Origin of the sequence: Xanthomonas sp. BRIP62409, from assembly GCF_003992965.1 — a bacterium.
Classification (GTDB): Bacteria; Pseudomonadota; Gammaproteobacteria; order Xanthomonadales; family Xanthomonadaceae; genus Xanthomonas; species Xanthomonas euroxanthea.
Map to the genome: position 1 here is coordinate 69,085 of NZ_QEZJ01000036.1, position 15,401 is coordinate 84,485.

A 15,401-nucleotide genomic window follows, 5' to 3' on the forward strand; every position below is an offset into this window, starting at 1 on the left:
TGCGGCGTGTCCTGCGATGGTGGGCGGGCAAGGGCCCTGCAGCAAACTCGCAGTGTCGAGGGCGCGGCGCCCTCACCGCACCAGACAGTTGGTCGGCTGCTTTATTGAAAACCATGCACACCGACCGTCTTGACTGGCTCTTGCCCGCTCACCGTCGCGGGACCCTGAGCGGCATGGATGCCGCGCCGGAGCCTACATGGACGTACTTGCGGCGTGTCCTGCGATGGTGGGCGGGCAAGGGCCTTGCAGCCAGGCCACAGGTCCGCCGCTCTGCAGAGTGGCATCACCCAGCGCAAGGCCTCAAACCGATTCCCGATTCCCGATTCCCGATTCCCGACTCCCCATTCCCCATTCCCATCCTGCACCCCGGCGCATGCCATGGCAGATAGAATTGCCGCATGACCGAATTCATTCCCCCCGGCACGCTGTTCCACGCGCTGCCCTCGCCGTTTCCGATGAAGCGCGGCGGCGTGTTGCACCAGGCGCACGTGGCCTACGAAACCTGGGGCACGCTGGCAGCCGATCGCAGCAACGCGGTGTTGATCGTCACCGGCCTGTCGCCGAACGCGCATGCTGCGGCAAATCAGGCCAATGCCGAGCCGGGCTGGTGGGAGGCGATGCTGGGGCCAGGCAAGCCGATCGATACCGGGCGCTGGTTCGTGGTCTGCGTCAATTCCCTGGGCAGCTGCAAGGGCTCGACCGGGCCGGCATCGATCAACCCTGCCACCGGCGCGCCGTATCGCCTGAGCTTCCCGGAATTGTCGATCGAAGATGTGGCCGATGCCGCCGCCGACGTGGTGCGCGCATTGGGCATCTCGCAACTCGCCTGCCTGATCGGTAATTCGATGGGCGGCATGACCGCGTTGGCGTTGCTGCTGCGGCACCCGGGTATCGCGCGCAGCCATATCAATATCTCCGGCAGTGCGCAGGCATTGCCGTTCTCGATCGCGATCCGCTCGCTGCAGCGCGAAGCCATCCGTCTGGATCCGCACTGGAACGGCGGCCATTACGACGACACCCGTTACCCGGAATCGGGCATGCGCATGGCGCGCAAGCTTGGCGTGATCACCTATCGCTCGGCGCTGGAATGGGACGGCCGTTTTGGCCGGGTGCGGCTGGATTCCGAGCAAGCTGCCGATGATCCGTTCGGGCTGGAATTCCAGGTCGAAAGTTATCTGGAAGGCCATGCGCGCCGCTTCGTGCGCTTCTTCGATCCCAACTGCTATCTGTATCTGAGCCGCTCGATGGACTGGTTCGACCTGGCCGAGTATGTCGATGACACACCGGCCATCGACACACGATCTGATGGCACGCAAGCTGGCGGCGCTGCTGTCGCCGCCAAGCCGGACATGGGCGCCTCGACCGACGCCACGGTACTGGCCGGCCTGGCGCAGATCCGCATCGCGCGTGCGCTGGCGATCGGTGCCAATACCGACATCCTGTTCCCGGTGCAGCAACAGGAACAGATCGCCGAAGGCCTGCGTGCCGGCGGTGCCGATGCACGCTTCATCGGGCTGGATTCGCCACAAGGCCACGATGCCTTCCTGGTCGACTTCGCGCGCTTCGGGCCGGCGGTACGCAATTTCCTGGACGCTTGCTGATTTCCAGACCTGCGCAACGGCGGCGTGGCTCGTCGCACCCGCGTGGCCCGTCGCACCCGCATGGCCTGCCGCGCAAGACGCTGGCCCTGCTGTTTCTGGTCGGCATGGCCGCGATGGCGGTTGCAGGTCGCCTGCCAATGCTGCTGGCGCTGTGGTACGCGGCCATCAGCATGGTGGCGATGCTCACCTACTGGCGCGACAAGCGCGCGGCCCAACGCGGCGGGCAACGCACACCGGAAGCGACCCTGCACCTCATCGCGCTGCTCGGCGGCTGGCCGGGCGCGTTGCTGGCGCAGCAACTGTTCCGGCACAAATCCAGCAAGGCGACCTTCCAGCTACGGTTCTGGATCACCGTCGTGGTGAACGTCGCTGCCTTGTGTTGGGCATGCCGGCAGCCTGCGTTGATGACTGCGTTGGACACATTGCCTGGTTGAGGCAACGCACGCACTCACTGCGACCGAGCGTTGCCCGCATGCATGCGCGGTGCTTTGGTCAGCGGGCTACGACTCGCCCCTGGACAGCAGCTTTACCGGCGAGTCCACCACCACGGTCTGGTCTACGGTGTCTCCAAGCGCCTGGAGGCATTCCCGCGACAATGCCTGCCGCGGCAACTCCAACGAGCGCTGGTTGTCGAGATCGCGCTTAGTGGTCGGGCCGCCCGACAGCGTGATATTCGTCTGCATGCGGGTGGACACCGGCACATTGTTCAACTGCTCGGGTTTGAAACGCTGCGCCTTGACCCATTGCGCAGCCATTCCCTCCAACCAGCGCGCTCCGCGTGCGTCGGTCGGGCTGTTGATGTGCACCTGCTCGAACGTTGCGCGCCCGTTCGCCAGCACGTTGTAGTCAATTGTCAGCTGCAACGCCGTGGCGGACAGCAGGCCCGGGGGTGGCGCCGATCTGGGCTGGAACTCAACACGCGGCGGCCGGTAAGGACCATTGCCCGCATTGGCGATCGCCAGACTGACTGCATCCTGTTTCGACACCAGACATGCTGCGACCTGCACATAAGTGACCGCCGACACCGGCCTGCCTTGCTCGGTTGGCGGTGCGAACGTCCAGGCGCTTACGCGACGCTCGATGGATTCCCGCACTTTCTCGTGCAGGCCTTGATCGGCCTGCGCCGAAACGATGGAACCATCGGGACCGACCTCGACCCTGACCTGTGTCATGAACGCCGAAGGCTTGGAGACCTCGGCCACTGCGGCCTGCGTCATGCACGCCGCCGCACAGAGCACTGCCTTCATCCATCCTTGCATGTGCTGCATCATCGATTCCTGTCGAAGTGGTTACCCGATCCTCGCTGATGGCAGCCGCCTGCGCAAGGACCCCTAGACCAACGGCTCCAGTGCACCTGCGCGCATGCGATAGCGCCGCTGCACCACACCCTCGGGCACGCTGTCGTGGGTGATCATCACCAGGCTGCGTTCGCCCAGTGCCGCCGACAGATCCAGCAGCAAGGCGTGCGCGGTATCCACGTCCAGGCCGTCGGTGGGTTCGTCCAGCAACAGGATCGCTGCATCGCGCAGCAAGGCTCGCGCCAGCGCCAGCCGGCGCGCCTGGCCGGCCGAGAGCGTGGCGCCGTTTTCGCCCACCCAGGTGTCCAGGCCGTTCTGCGCGGTGGCCCACGCACGCAGACGCACCTGGTCCAGCACGCTCCACATCGCCGCATCGCTTGCGTCCGCATCGCCGATGGCCAGGTTATCGCGCACCGTGCCGGCAAACACCGGGGCATTCTGTGGCAGCCAGGCGATGCGGCGATGCCAGTGCGTCTGCGCCACGTGGCGCAGGTCGATACCGGCGTAGCGCACCTGCCCGGCCTGCGGGTCCCACAGCCGCAGCAGCACTGCGGACAAGGTGCTCTTGCCGCTGCCGCTGTCGCCGCTGATGGCGATGCGTTCGCCGGGCGCCAGCGTCAGATCGAGCGCCTGCAGCACCGGACGTGCGCTGCCCGGCCATGCAAAGCCGACCTGATCCAGCTGCAGCATGCCGCTGCGTGGCACCTCCACCGGCTGCAGCGGATCGAGCACCGACGGCGCTTGATCGACGATGGACTGCAGGCGCCTGGCTGCAACGCGTGCGCTCTGCAGCGCCTGCAAGGCGAGCCCGGCGCCGGCCCAGACTTCCAGCAGCGCCATGGTCAGGAACACCAGCCCGGCCGCCATGCCCGCCGCAATCGATCCGCGTTCGGCCGCGCCCAGTGCCAGCCACAGCATGCCGGCCAGGCCGAGACCGCCGCAGATTGCATGCAGCAGATTGCCGCCGATCAGCCGGCGGCGCTGCAGGCGATCGCCATCGACCACTGCCGCCGCCGCCGCATCGACCTGATGCAGCCAGGCACCTTGCGCATCCACCGCGGCGAGATCGGCCGCACCTTCCAGGCCCTCGAATGCCTGCGTGCGCAATGCCGTGCGTTGCCGGGCGCGCAGCTGTTCGCGCTGCGCCCCGCCGCGCGCCACCTGCCACGGCACCACGCCACCGATGACCACGCCAAGCACCACCAGCAACAGGCCAGCCGGCGGGTGGATCAGCGCCGCTGCAACCACACCGGCAAGCCAGATGCCGAGCAATGCGCTCAACGGTGCCAGCGCGCGCACGCTCACGCCATCGACCTCGCCGATGTCGGACATCAGCCGCGCCAGCAGATCGCCGGTGCGCGTGGCCGACAAGCGGCCCGGCGCGAGCGGCAACGCGCGGCGGAAGAACCATACGCGCAGATCGCGGGCGATGCGCAGCGTGGCGTCGTGGCCGATCAATTTTTCGCCATAGCGCGAAAAGATGCGCGCGAAGGTCAGCGCACGGATGCCGGCCGAAGGCGAGAAGAAATTGAAACCGGTGCCCATGCCCGCGACACCGGCCAGGGCAGCGGCGGTCAGAAAGCTGCCGGACAGGCCGAGCAGGCCCACGCCGGCCAGCATGGTGACCAGCACCAGCAGGGCCGACAGCAGCATGCGCCAGGCATGCCGGCGGAACACGGTGCGCAGACGATCGGGCTGTGCGGGGTTCATGGCTGCTCCGATACCACGGTGGCGCCGCGCAGGTCGATCACCGTATCGGCCCACTGCATCACCGCAGCGCTGTGCGTGGCCACCACCACCGCGCGGCCGCGTGCGAACACACCCAGCGTGCGCAGCAACTCCGCTTCGGTGTGCGGGTCGAGAAAGGCGGTGGGTTCGTCCAGCAGCAACAGGTCCGGCTCACGCAGCAACAGCCGTGCCAGGGCCACGCGCCGCGCCTCGCCGCCGGACAGCCCAAAACCGCGTTCGCCGATCACCGTGTCCAGGCCCGCAGGCAACTGCGCAGCAAAGCGCAGCACCTGCGCGGCATCGGCCACCGCGTGCAGGCGCGCCGCGCCGGCCTGTGGATCGGCCAGGCGTAGATTGTCGGCGATGCTGCCGTGAAACAGGTACGGCCGCTGCGTGGCATAGCCGATGCGGGCATCCGGCCGCAGCACCACGCTGCCTGCCTCCGGCGCAAGCCAGCCGGCCAGCCCCTCGAGCAAGGTGCTCTTGCCGCTACCGCTGGCACCGATCACCGCCACGCGCTGGCCGGGCTGCAAGGTCAGCGAAAAATGCGCGACCACCCTGTGTGGCGCGCCCGGCGGCCGCAGCGCAAGATCATGCGCCTGCAGCAATGGGGCCTGCGCCTGGGCAGGTTCCATCACGCGCAACGGGGGCACCGGCACCCGCACCGTTGCCGACGGTGGCTCGAATCCTTCCAGCAGACGCTCGGCTTCGGCCACCGCCGCCAGGGCATTGGCGCGGTCGTGGTAATGCGCGGCCAGCCGCCGCAATGGCGCAAAGAATTCCGGCGCCAGCAGCAGGCAGAACATGCCCGCGCCCAGCGTCGGCAAGCCGTGCAGATTCAACATGCCCAGATAGGTCAGGCCGAAGTACAGCGCCACGATCGCCACGCTCACCGAGGCGAAGAACTCCAGCACCGTGGACGACAGGAAGGCGATGCGCAGCACCTTGAGCGAGCGCTCGCGCACGCCTTCTGCCGCGGCGGCAATGCCGCTCAACTCGGCGTCGCCGCGGCCATACACGCGCAGCAAGCCCAAGCCTTTGAGGCGATCGGCGAAGTGCCCGCCCATGCGTGCCAGTTCGCCCAACTGCTCGCGCCCGGCGGCTTCGGCGCCCCAGCCCACCAGCATCATGAAAAACGGAATCAGCGGCGCGGTCAGCAGCAACACCAGGCCCACCACCCAATCGACCGAGAACACCGCGAGCAGGATCAACGGCGGCACCAGCGTCATTTCGGTGCGCGCGAGCTGGTAGCCGACGAAGTAGCCCTCCAGCGCATCGGTGTGCGCCAGGCTCAGCTCGCCCAGTTCGCCGCTGCGTTGCCGGCGCAACCACACCGGCCCGTGCTGCACCAGGCGCCGCGCGATGCGGGCGCGCAGCTCGCGCTTGGCCACATCGGCCACCTCGCCGGTCAGCGACTGCGCCCAGGCATTGAGCATCGCCCGCCCCACCAGCGCACAGACCAGCCCCGCGCCCACGTCGCGCAGCTGCGTCAGCGCCAGATGCTGCACCAGCACGGCCTGCAGCAACCAGGCGATCGCCGCCGCCTGCGCCAGCAGCAGCACGCCGGACACCGCCACCGCCACGCCGGCCAGGCGCCGCGCACGCGTGGCCGGGGCTGCCAGTGCATCCAGCCACCGGCCGCGTTGGCGGCGCTGGGCTGGCGTTTCGCTGGCTCGCACGCTGGGCTGGCTCACATCGCTCTCTGGGAAGACATCGTGTTGCAGGCGATTGTAAGGCGCCACCTCCCGCTCCGGGCTGCGCATTGTGCCGCACCCGTCCGCCCCGGCATTGATCTGGATCAACGCGCATGTTGCGGCAAGCGCAGATGATCGGCTGCATTCCTTCATCGACACCCAACCAGGCCCACCCGCCATGATCGACTCGACAGTTGTTGAACTGTCGCGGCTGCAGTTCGCAGTCACCGCGATGTACCACTTCATCTTTCCGCCGCTGACCATGGGCCTGTCGTTCCTGCTCGGCATCATGGAGAGCGTCTATGTGATGACCGGCAAGGAGATCTGGCGGCGCATGACCATGTTCTGGGGCGTGCTGTTCGGCATCAACTTCGCCATGGGCGTGGGTACCGGCATCGTGATGGAGTTCGAGTTCGGCATGAACTGGTCGTACTACAGCCATTACGTCGGCGACATCTTCGGCGCACCGCTGGCGATCGAGGGCCTGATGGCGTTCTTCCTGGAAGCGACCTTCCTGGGCCTGTTCTTTCTCGGCTGGAACCGGCTGAGCAAGGTGCAGCATCTGGCCACCACCTGGCTGGTGGCACTCGGCAGCAACTTCTCCGCGTTGTGGATCCTGATCGCCAACGGCTGGATGCAGAACCCGACCGGCGCGGTGTTCAACCCGGACACCATGCGCATGGAAGTGGTCGATTTCATGGCGGTGCTGTTCAACCCGGTGGCGCAGGCCAAGTTCGTGCATACCGTCAGTGCCGGCTACGTGCTCGGTGCGGTGTTCGTGATGTCCATCAGCGCTTTCTACCTGCTGCGCGGCAAGCATGTGGAGATGGCACGGCGTTCGTTCGCGGTGGCTGCCGCGTTCGGCCTGTTGTCGTCGCTGTCGGTGGTGGTGCTCGGCGATGAGAGCGGCTATGCCGCCAACGAACATCAGAAGATGAAGCTGGCCGCGATCGAGGCCATGTGGGAGACCGAAGCCGCGCCTGCCGACTTCACCGCGTTCGGCATTCCCAACCAGCAGACCCATCGCAACGACTACGCGATCAAGATTCCGTATCTGATGGGGTTGATCGCCACACGTTCGCTGGACCAGCCGATCCCCGGCATCCTGGAACTGGTCGGCCGTGCCGAACACCGTATCCGCGGGGGCCAGATCGCCTACGGCGCACTGGAGCGCATCCGCGTCAACAAGGACGATGCCCAGGCACGCCAGGTCTTCAATGCGCATTGGCAGGATCTGGGCCACGGCCTGCTGCTCAAGCGCTATCGCGACGACATCGGCAATGCCACGCCGCAGCAGATCGCCCAGGCCGCCATGGACACGGTGCCGCGGGTACTGCCGTTGTTCTGGACCTTCCGCATCATGGCCGCCATCGGCATCTACCTGATTGCGTTCTTCGCCATCGCGTTCTGGTTCGCCTGCAAGCACAACTTCCAGGACAAACGCTGGTTCCTGACGGTGGCGCTGTGGACCTTGCCGCTGCCGTGGATCGCGATCGAGTGCGGCTGGTTCGTGGCCGAATACGGCCGCCAGCCGTGGGCGGTGGAAGGCGTACTGCCGACCTTCTATGCCGCATCGGGACTGGACCTGTACGAAATCGTGTTGACCCTGGTCGGCTTCACCGCGCTGTACACCACGCTGCTGGTGATCGCGATCAAGCTGTCGCTGAAGACGATCCGCAAGGGCCCGGATGCGCTGTTCCCGCCGACGCACCGCACCCCGGCACCGCACAACGACTCGCCCCACGCGTCCTCACCCAACGCCCCACTGAGCACCGGCGCGCTGGCCGGCGACGCACCGTAAGCCAGGAGAGACACCATGGATTTCATCTTGCTCGACTACACCACACTGCGCGTGATCTGGTGGCTGTTGCTTGGCGTATTGCTGTCCGGTTACGCGGTGATGGGCGGCTTCGACCTGGGCGTCAGCACCTTGCTGCCGCTGGTTGCCCGCAACGATGCCGAACGGCGGCTGGTGATCAACACCATCGGCCCGGTCTGGGAAGGCAACCAGGTGTGGCTGATCCTGGGCGGCGGCGCGATCTTCGCCGCATTCCCGCCGCTGTATGCGGTGAGTTTTTCCGGGTTCTACCTGGCGATGTTCCTGATCCTGTTCGCACTGATCCTGCGCCCGGTCGGCTTCAAGTTCCGCGGCAAGCTGGTCGACCAGCGCTGGCGCAACAACTGGGACTGGGCGTTGTTCGTCGGCGGCTGCATTCCGGCGCTGATCATGGGCGTGGCGGTCGGCAACGTGCTGCTCGGTGTGCCGTTCCACTTCGACGACAGCATGCGCATCTTCTACACCGGCAACCTGTTCGGACTGCTGACACCGTTCGCGCTGCTCGCCGGCCTGCTCAGCGTGGCCATGCTGATGGCGCACGGCGCAGCGATGCTGGTGCTCAAGACCGACGGACCGGTGGCCGCGCGCGCCGCGCGTTTCGGCAGCATCGCCGCGCTCGGCGCGGTGGCGTTGTTTGCGGCCGCCGGTGCGTGGGTGGCACTAGGTCTGCCGGGGTATGCAGTGACCTCGGTGCTGGCCACCGATGCGCCGACCAATCCACTGGCCAAGACCGCCGCACTCACCGCAGCCGGCGGCTGGCTGCACAACTACAGCAGCATGCCGGCCACCTTGATCGCACCGCTGGTCGGCCTGATCGGGCTTGCGATGAATGCGCTGCTGTTGCGCGTACGTCGCGGCGGCCTGGCGTTCCTCGCGTCGGGTTGCGCCATCGTCGGCATCGTCTTCACCGTCGGCTTTGCGTTGTTCCCGTTCCTGCTGCCCTCGTCCACCGCACCGAGCGCAAGCCTGACGCTGTGGGATGCCTCCAGCAGCCGCCTGACGCTGTGGATCATGCTGCTGGCGACCACGCTGTTCATGCCGATCGTGCTGGCCTATACGAGCTGGGTCTATCGCGTGCTCAAGGGCAAGGTCACCGCCGACGAACTGTCGGCCAATCCAAACGCCTACTGAGCAAGCCCCGCTGCGCTGCTGCGCGCATGGCGCCTGCAACGGGCCTTCAACGTCTCACGTATTTCAATGACTCAAGGAGAATGACAATGTGGTATTTCGCCTGGATCCTCGGCACCGGCCTGGCCGCACTGGCTGCGGTGCTCAACGGCATGTGGTTCGAAGCACGCGAGCCCGAGCGTGGCCAACCGCATCGGTAAAAAATATTTTCGATAGATGCTTGCCGATCTGGCATTCCCTATGTAACATACGCGGCTCCTTCGGGGTGTAGCTCAGTCTGGTAGAGCGCTACGTTCGGGACGTAGAGGTCGCAGGTTCGAATCCTGTCTCCCCGACCAGTTTCAAAACACAAAACCGGCCTCGTGCCGGTTTTGTGTTTTCAGGCGCTGGCGCATGCAGGTGCGCAGTGCGGATGGTCTGTCATGTCTGTTGTCATTGCCGCTGCCTCCCCGTCCGCCCGGTTGCGTGGTCGCGGCCTGGTGCTGGCTGCCATTTTGTTGTCCGCGTTCAATCTGCGGACCGCGGTGACCTCGTTGACGCCGCTGCTGGAACGCATTGCCGACGAGTACGCATTCGGCGCGCCCACCATGGGCGCGCTCGGCATGTTGCCGACCGCGGCATTCGCGCTCACCGGGGTCGCCACGCCGGCGTTGCTGCGCCGCTACGGCCTGCTGCGCACGGCGCTGCTGTCGATGGCATTGGCCACCCTCGGCCTGGTGTTGCGCCCGCTGTTGCCGCAGACCACCGGACTGTTCATCGGATCGCTGGTGGCGCTGGCCGGCATGGGCATGGGCAACGTGGTGCTGCCGCCGCTGGTGAAGCGCTATTTCGGCGATCGCGTCGGCGGCGTCAGCACGCTCTACATCACCGTGCTGCAGGTCGGCACCCTGCTGCCGGCACTGCTGGCGGTACCGGTGGCCGATGCGCTGGGCTGGCGCAGCTCGATGGTGGTGTGGGTGTTGCCGGCGCTGCTGGCACTGGTGGCCTGGGCCATGGTGCACACCAACCACCGCCGTCTCCGCGCGACCGGACCGGCACCGGTCACCCCCACGCCCGAAGCCGAGGGCCGCGTGGCACGCACCGCCCTGGGCTGGAGCATGGCGGTGACCTTCGGCATGACCTCGCTGGTCACCTATTCGATGTTCACCTGGTTGCCGACCCTGCTGCGCGAAGCCGGCGCCTCGCCCGCGTTCGGCGGCACCATGGTGGCGTTGTTCGCCGCACTGGGCATGGTCGGTGCCTTGACCATGCCGGCGCTGGCAGTGCGCATGCGCAACCCCTTTCCGATCGTGCTGCTGTGCGCGGCCTGCCACCTGGTCGCGTTCGCCGGGCTGTGGTGGGCGCCATTGGCCGCGCCGATCCTGTGGGTGACCCTGCTCGGCCTGGGGCCGAGCACGTTTCCGCTGGCATTGGTGCTGGTCAACCAGCGCAGCCGCACCGCGGCCGGCTCGGCGGCCCTGTCCGGGTTTTCGCAGGGCATGGGCTATGCGATGAGTTGCCTGGGGCCGTTCCTGTTCGGCTGGCTGCACGCCCACCACGGCGGCTGGACCTCGCCATTCGTCTTCCTGGTGATCTGCATCCTGCTGCAACTGGCGGCAGCCTGGGTGGCCTGCCGCCCGCAGCTGCTGGAAGACGTCTGGGCACCGGCGCCGCGCGGCGCCGGCGTGGTCAACGTACCGGCAGACTGATGTAGCTGGGCTGCTCCGGGGTCACGTAGACGCGCTGGGTGGCCTTTTGATAATCGCCGGGCCTGGCGAAGAAGATGTTGTCCACGTAGGTCTGCGGGTTGCGGTCGTACAGCGGAAACAGGCTGGACTGCACCTGCACCATCACCCGGTGGCCCGGCTGGAAGGTGTGGTTGGCAGTCGGCAGGCCGAACTGGAACGCCAGCGGCTGATTGGACGCCAGCGGCTTGGGCGTGCTGAAACTCTCGCGATAGCGGCCGCGGAAGATCGCCAGCGACACCGGCAATTCGTAACCGCCCATCTTCGGACTGGACGCCATCTCGTCCGGATAGACATCGATCAGTTTCACCACCCAGTCGCTGTCGCTGCCGCTGGTGGAGGCCTGCAGGTGCACTTCCGGTGCGCCGGCGATCTGCAGGGGTTCGGTCAGCGGCTCGGTGACGAAGGTCAGCACATCCGGGCGGCCGTCGACGAAGCGCTGGTCCTGCACCAGCCAGGTGGTCCACATGCTGCGATCGCCGAAGTCCACCGGGCGTGGCACGAACGGCACCGGCTTGGCCGGGTCGGCCACGTATTCCTCGAAGCCCGGCTGCCCCGCCGCCGGCCGCTGGAACGACAGCTTGCCGCCGGCCTGCAGGTACAGCGGTTTGCTGGCCGCGGCACAACCCTTGGCGCAGCTGCGCGGCCAGGCCTGCAGACGGTCCCAGTGATTCTCTCCGGTGTTGTAGATGAACACCGGCGGCGTGCTCGCCTTGGGCGCGCCATCGACCAGGTATTGGTCGAAGAACGGGCGCAGCACGTCGTGACGGAACTGGCGCGCGGTATCGCCGTCGAAATTCAATGCGCCCAGCGCGCTGCCGTCGTAGTTGACCTGGCTGTGCCGCCACGGGCCCATCACCAGGTAGTTGAGCGTATTGCCCTTGTCGCGCGGCTCCATCGCCGCGTAGCTATGAATCGCGCCCCACATGTCCTCCTGGTCCCACAGCCCCTGCAGCCACATGGTCGGCACCTTGAGCGGCGTGCGCGCCATCACCTTGTCCAGCGCCTGCTCCTGCCAGAACGTGTCGTAGGCGGCGTGTTCGGTGAGCTTGTGCCACCACGGCAGCTGCTCCAGGCCGGCGGCCTTGGCGAAATCCCCCGCCGAGCCGGCACGCAGCAGGTTGCTGTAGTCGTCATGGCCCTGGCGCGCGATGCCGATGCCCTTGCCGCGCTGGGTGAGCTGGCCGGTGAAATAGTCGAAGTTGACCTGGCGGAACGCACCATAGTTGAACCAGTCGTCGCCCATCCAGCCGTCGATCATCGGGCTTTCCGGCACTGCGACCTTGAGCGCCGGATGCGGGTTGGTCAACGCCATCACCACGGTGAAACCTTCGTAGGACGAGCCGATCATGCCGACCTTGCCGTTGGACTCCTTCACGTTCTTCACCAGCCAGTCGATGGTGTCCCAGGCATCGGTGGCATGGTCCACCTCGCTGGGATTGAGCGCACCGCGCAGCGGCCGGGTCATCACGTAATCGCCTTCCGAGCCGTACTTGCCGCGCACGTCCTGGATCACGCGGATATAGCCGCCTTCCACGAACACGTCATCGCCCTGTGCGAGCAGGTCCTTCATATGCGGCGAGGCCATGCGCTCGGTGCGCCCGCTGGCGTTGTACGGGGTGCGCGTCAGCACCATCGGCGCGTTGCGTGCGCCCTTGGGCAGCACGATCACCGTATGCAGCTTGACCCCGTCGCGCATCGGGATCATGACCTCGCGCTTGATGTAGTCGTTGGCGGCGTCGCTGGCCACGAACGGCTTGCCGGTGATGTCCGGCGTCATCGGCGAGGTTTGCGCCAGCGCGCCGCCGGTGGCGGCGGCAATGGCGGTGGCGAGCAGGCAGGCGGCAAAACGGCGCATCGACGACTCCGGAACGTGCGGGGGCAGTCCTCGACTGTAGGCAGGACGCGGCCTGCCGGGGGAGTGTCAAAGGTCGTGGTTGGCGGGATGGGAACACGCGGGCCAACCGCAAGGCGCGGCCCCGGCATCTGAACCAACGGAGTCCATGTATCGCTCAGCTGGCAGCCGCGAAGGCCTGGCGAGAACAATGACCAGCGCATCACTGCCGCCAAGTCGCGCGCGATCACACCCAACGATCAGCAGCGAATTATTTTCCATTGCTCGCGCATCGCGTGCTGGAGGCGATGCTGATATCCACGATTCGCACGCAAGTCGATCGCTTCGCGCTTCCATTTTTCGAAAGGGATGTTCCCGCACATGATGGAGCGGCCTTTACCAATCAGGTGCTCATCCATGGGTATTTGCGGTTCCGTCGATCGTGTCCAGTCGGGAAGATTCACATATACCGAAAGTTCTCCGGCCCAGCAGCCGCCAGCGGGCAGCACTTCGCAGCGTGTCAACAGCCCCGACCACACAGGTGGCGTGCTGGCAGGACTGAGCAGCGCGAGCCATCGCAGGAGTGCGAGCAGATCGTCTTCACGACAGCGCTCCCTCTCGCCTAGCCTTAGGGCTGTCAGCGAGGTCATGCAGTCCGTCAGGGCCGAGTACTACAAGGCGCCCCGCTTGAAATCGAGCAACAAAAAGAGAAACGCTGGCTTTGAGGAGGCCGTTCGAATCCACAATGCGACTGCAGAGATCGCCCGGATGCGACAGCAGGTGGATAACCTGGAAGAGGACGTGGTGTCGGCGGCCATGGATGGGAACGCGCACAACTGCGGTGAGCTGGCTACCCTGGCCGTCCACTATTTGCAGCAAGATCACAACCAGATCGCACGCCTTGCTTTCTTCAATGGAACAGCGCACACCGCCGCGATCGTCGGCCCAGTGCCGCGCGCAGGCAGCTTGCCTTCGGACATGACAGATTGGGACGCGGACATCTATGTCTGCGACCCCTGGTGCAATATCGCCTGCAGGGCAAACGACTATCCCGCCGAATTCAAAGAAAAGATGGAAAAGTGGGACCGCGCGGGGAAACAGGTGTGGCTGTCAGGAACTGGCTTCGTTTCCCCAACAAGCGATGAATGGATGAGCACGGTGCTTGGAGGAGAAAAGCGGGCCACGTGATCGAGTCGATGTCGGCCAGTGGCGCTGCAATGCACAGCGCCACAGGACTGAGCCGGCAACGCATGCCACTTCAATGGCGTACCTGGCCCTCGCCACGCACCACGAAGCGCTCCACGGTGAGCGCTTCCAGGCCCATCGGGCCGTAAGAATGCAGGCGCGTGGTGGAGATGCCGATCTCCGCACCCAGGCCGAGCTCGCCGCCGTCGGAGAAGCGCGAGGACGCGTTGACCATCACCACGGCAGAGCGCAGCGACTGCACGAACTGCTCGGCATTGGCGGCGTCCCGGGTGGCGATCACCTCGGTGTGGTCCGAGCCGTACTGGCGGATATGCGCCAGCGCGGTGTCCAGATCCGGCACCACGCGGATGGCAAGGATCAGGTCGAGAAATTCGGCGGCGTAATCCTCGTCGCTGGCGGCGCCAATATCCGGCAACAGTGCGCGCGTTGCCGCATCGCCACGCAGCTCCACGTTACGGTCGCGCAGGGCCTGCGCGGCCGCCGGCAGGAAACGCGCGGCGATGTCGGCATGCACCAGCAAGGTCTCCAGCGCATTGCAGGCCGATGGCCGGCTGGCCTTGCCATCGACCAACAGACGCACGGCCAGATCCACGTCCGCCGACGCATCCACGAACAGATGGCACACGCCCTTGTAATGCTTGATCACCGGCACGCGCGCATGCTCGGCGACGAAGCGGATCAGTCCTTCGCCACCACGCGGAATCGCCAGATCGACGATATCGCTGAGTTGCAGCAGCTCCAGCATGGTCTCGCGGCGTAGATCCTCGACCAGCGTCAGCGCCGCTTCCGGCACGCCGGCCTCGCGCAAGGCGCGCTGCAGGGCGCGCGCAATCGCGGTATTGGAGTGGATCGCTTCCGAGCCGCCCCGCAGGATCACGCCATTGCCGGCCTTGATGCACAGCGCTGCCGCATCGGCAGTCACATTCGGGCGTGCTTCGTAGATCATCGCGATCACCCCCAGCGGCACGCGCACCTTCTGCACGACGATGCCATTGGGGCGAACATCCTCGCGCGTGACCTGCCCGACCGGATCGGGCAGTTGCGCGACCTCGCGCAAGGCTGCGGCGATGCCGGCCAGGCGCTTGTCGTCCAGTGCCAGCCGGTCGAGCATGGCCGTGCCGGTACCCTTGGCACGGGCGGCTTCAAGATCGCGCGCGTTGGCGGCAAGGATCGATGCGGCATCGGCTTCCAGTGCGGCAGCCATCGCGTCGAGCAGGTCCTGCTTGGCCTGCGCGGACAGTTGCGACAGTACTTGCGCCGCATCACGGCATTGCAGGGCGAGGGATTTGATGGTCATTGGAGGGCCGGGATCGGGGAGTCGGGATTGGGGATTGGCAAAAGCGGACGACAC

The 15,401-nt window shown here is 66.3% G+C and carries 13 protein-coding genes and 1 tRNA gene; 8 read left to right on the plus strand and 6 right to left on the minus strand.

The window, feature by feature from the left end; translation table 11 throughout:
* Positions 1 to 398: 398 nt before the first annotated feature.
* Positions 399 to 1,601 carry a homoserine O-acetyltransferase gene (locus EO170_RS20940; protein ID WP_126947859.1) on the plus strand — a complete coding sequence of 401 codons (1,203 nt, stop codon included), beginning with the start codon at positions 399 to 401 and terminating at the stop codon, positions 1,599 to 1,601.
* The gene (locus tag EO170_RS20945) at positions 1,595 to 2,035 is read left to right on the plus strand and encodes a DUF1294 domain-containing protein (protein ID WP_126947861.1); all 441 of its coding nucleotides are present in this window, start codon (positions 1,595 to 1,597) and stop codon (positions 2,033 to 2,035) included. Before EO170_RS20940 ends, EO170_RS20945 begins: the two co-directional genes overlap by 7 nt.
* A 66-nt stretch (positions 2,036 to 2,101) precedes the next feature.
* Here EO170_RS20945 and EO170_RS20950 read toward each other — a convergent pair whose 3' ends face one another.
* From EO170_RS20950 to cydD, 3 genes are read right to left on the minus strand one after another with little or no spacing between them, the layout of a single operon-like run.
* Entirely contained in the window at positions 2,102 to 2,872 is a 771-nt protein-coding gene (locus EO170_RS20950) for a hypothetical protein (protein ID WP_104649004.1), read from the minus strand.
* A gap of 60 nt (positions 2,873 to 2,932) precedes the next feature.
* The gene (gene cydC, locus EO170_RS20955) at positions 2,933 to 4,609 is read right to left on the minus strand and encodes a thiol reductant ABC exporter subunit CydC (protein WP_126947863.1); all 1,677 of its coding nucleotides are present in this window, start codon (positions 4,607 to 4,609) and stop codon (positions 2,933 to 2,935) included.
* Entirely contained in the window at positions 4,606 to 6,390 is a 1,785-nt protein-coding gene (gene cydD / locus EO170_RS20960) for a thiol reductant ABC exporter subunit CydD (protein ID WP_126947865.1), read from the minus strand. Before cydD ends, cydC begins: the two co-directional genes overlap by 4 nt.
* Positions 6,391 to 6,499: 109 nt before the next feature.
* On the opposite strand from cydD, the gene EO170_RS20965 reads away from it, so the two are divergent.
* The 5 genes from EO170_RS20965 (at position 6,500) to EO170_RS20985 (ending at position 10,974) form a co-directional block, all read left to right on the plus strand.
* Positions 6,500 to 8,122, plus strand: a complete 1,623-nt coding sequence (locus EO170_RS20965; protein WP_126947867.1) for a cytochrome ubiquinol oxidase subunit I — start codon at positions 6,500 to 6,502, stop codon at positions 8,120 to 8,122.
* A gap of 15 nt (positions 8,123 to 8,137) precedes the next feature.
* Positions 8,138 to 9,289, plus strand: a complete 1,152-nt coding sequence (gene cydB, locus EO170_RS20970) for a cytochrome d ubiquinol oxidase subunit II (RefSeq protein WP_126947869.1) — start codon at positions 8,138 to 8,140, stop codon at positions 9,287 to 9,289.
* Between the two features lie 86 nt (positions 9,290 to 9,375).
* Positions 9,376 to 9,486 (plus strand): cytochrome bd-I oxidase subunit CydX, encoded by a 111-nt coding sequence (gene cydX / locus EO170_RS20975; protein WP_016903201.1) that lies wholly within the window; start codon positions 9,376 to 9,378, stop codon positions 9,484 to 9,486.
* A 61-nt stretch (positions 9,487 to 9,547) separates the two neighbouring features.
* A tRNA-Pro gene (locus EO170_RS20980) sits at positions 9,548 to 9,624 on the plus strand.
* 123 nt (positions 9,625 to 9,747) lie between these two features.
* Positions 9,748 to 10,974: an MFS transporter gene (locus EO170_RS20985; protein ID WP_164741129.1), complete on the plus strand. Its 1,227-nt coding sequence runs from the start codon at positions 9,748 to 9,750 to the stop codon at positions 10,972 to 10,974.
* Here the strand turns inward: EO170_RS20985 and EO170_RS20990 are convergent.
* The gene (locus EO170_RS20990; protein WP_119128688.1) at positions 10,955 to 12,868 is read right to left on the minus strand and encodes a CocE/NonD family hydrolase; all 1,914 of its coding nucleotides are present in this window, start codon (positions 12,866 to 12,868) and stop codon (positions 10,955 to 10,957) included. The two genes, EO170_RS20985 and EO170_RS20990, sit on opposite strands and share 20 nt — an antisense overlap.
* Positions 12,869 to 13,104: 236 nt before the next feature.
* Positions 13,105 to 13,494: a hypothetical protein gene (locus EO170_RS20995; protein ID WP_126947873.1), complete on the minus strand. Its 390-nt coding sequence runs from the start codon at positions 13,492 to 13,494 to the stop codon at positions 13,105 to 13,107.
* A gap of 37 nt (positions 13,495 to 13,531) precedes the next feature.
* Here EO170_RS20995 and EO170_RS21000 point away from each other — a divergent pair, with 37 nt between their 5' ends.
* On the plus strand, positions 13,532 to 14,032 hold the full coding sequence (locus tag EO170_RS21000; RefSeq protein WP_232099089.1) for a hypothetical protein: 501 nt from the start codon (positions 13,532 to 13,534) through the stop codon (positions 14,030 to 14,032).
* A 70-nt stretch (positions 14,033 to 14,102) separates the two neighbouring features.
* Here the strand turns inward: EO170_RS21000 and EO170_RS21005 are convergent, their stop codons facing one another.
* On the minus strand, positions 14,103 to 15,347 hold the full coding sequence (locus EO170_RS21005) for a glutamate-5-semialdehyde dehydrogenase (RefSeq protein ID WP_126947876.1): 1,245 nt from the start codon (positions 15,345 to 15,347) through the stop codon (positions 14,103 to 14,105).
* Positions 15,348 to 15,401 lie beyond the last annotated feature (54 nt).

Excerpts from the sequence above, each read along its gene's own strand:
- EO170_RS20965 (WP_126947867.1), top strand. The coding sequence starts at position 6,500 with ATGATCGACTCGACAGTTGTTGAACTGTCGCGGCTGCAGTTCGCAGTC.
- EO170_RS20950 (WP_104649004.1), bottom strand. The coding sequence starts at position 2,872 with ATGATGCAGCACATGCAAGGATGGATGAAGGCAGTGCTCTGTGCGGCG.
- cydB (WP_126947869.1), top strand. The coding sequence starts at position 8,138 with ATGGATTTCATCTTGCTCGACTACACCACACTGCGCGTGATCTGGTGG.
- EO170_RS20995 (WP_126947873.1), bottom strand. The coding sequence starts at position 13,494 with ATGACCTCGCTGACAGCCCTAAGGCTAGGCGAGAGGGAGCGCTGTCGT.
- cydX (WP_016903201.1), top strand. The coding sequence starts at position 9,376 with ATGTGGTATTTCGCCTGGATCCTCGGCACCGGCCTGGCCGCACTGGCT.
- EO170_RS20940 (WP_126947859.1), top strand. The coding sequence starts at position 399 with ATGACCGAATTCATTCCCCCCGGCACGCTGTTCCACGCGCTGCCCTCG.
- EO170_RS20990 (WP_119128688.1), bottom strand. The coding sequence starts at position 12,868 with ATGCGCCGTTTTGCCGCCTGCCTGCTCGCCACCGCCATTGCCGCCGCC.
- cydC (WP_126947863.1), bottom strand. The coding sequence starts at position 4,609 with ATGAACCCCGCACAGCCCGATCGTCTGCGCACCGTGTTCCGCCGGCAT.
- EO170_RS21005 (WP_126947876.1), bottom strand. The coding sequence starts at position 15,347 with ATGACCATCAAATCCCTCGCCCTGCAATGCCGTGATGCGGCGCAAGTA.
- cydD (WP_126947865.1), bottom strand. The coding sequence starts at position 6,390 with ATGCGCAGCCCGGAGCGGGAGGTGGCGCCTTACAATCGCCTGCAACAC.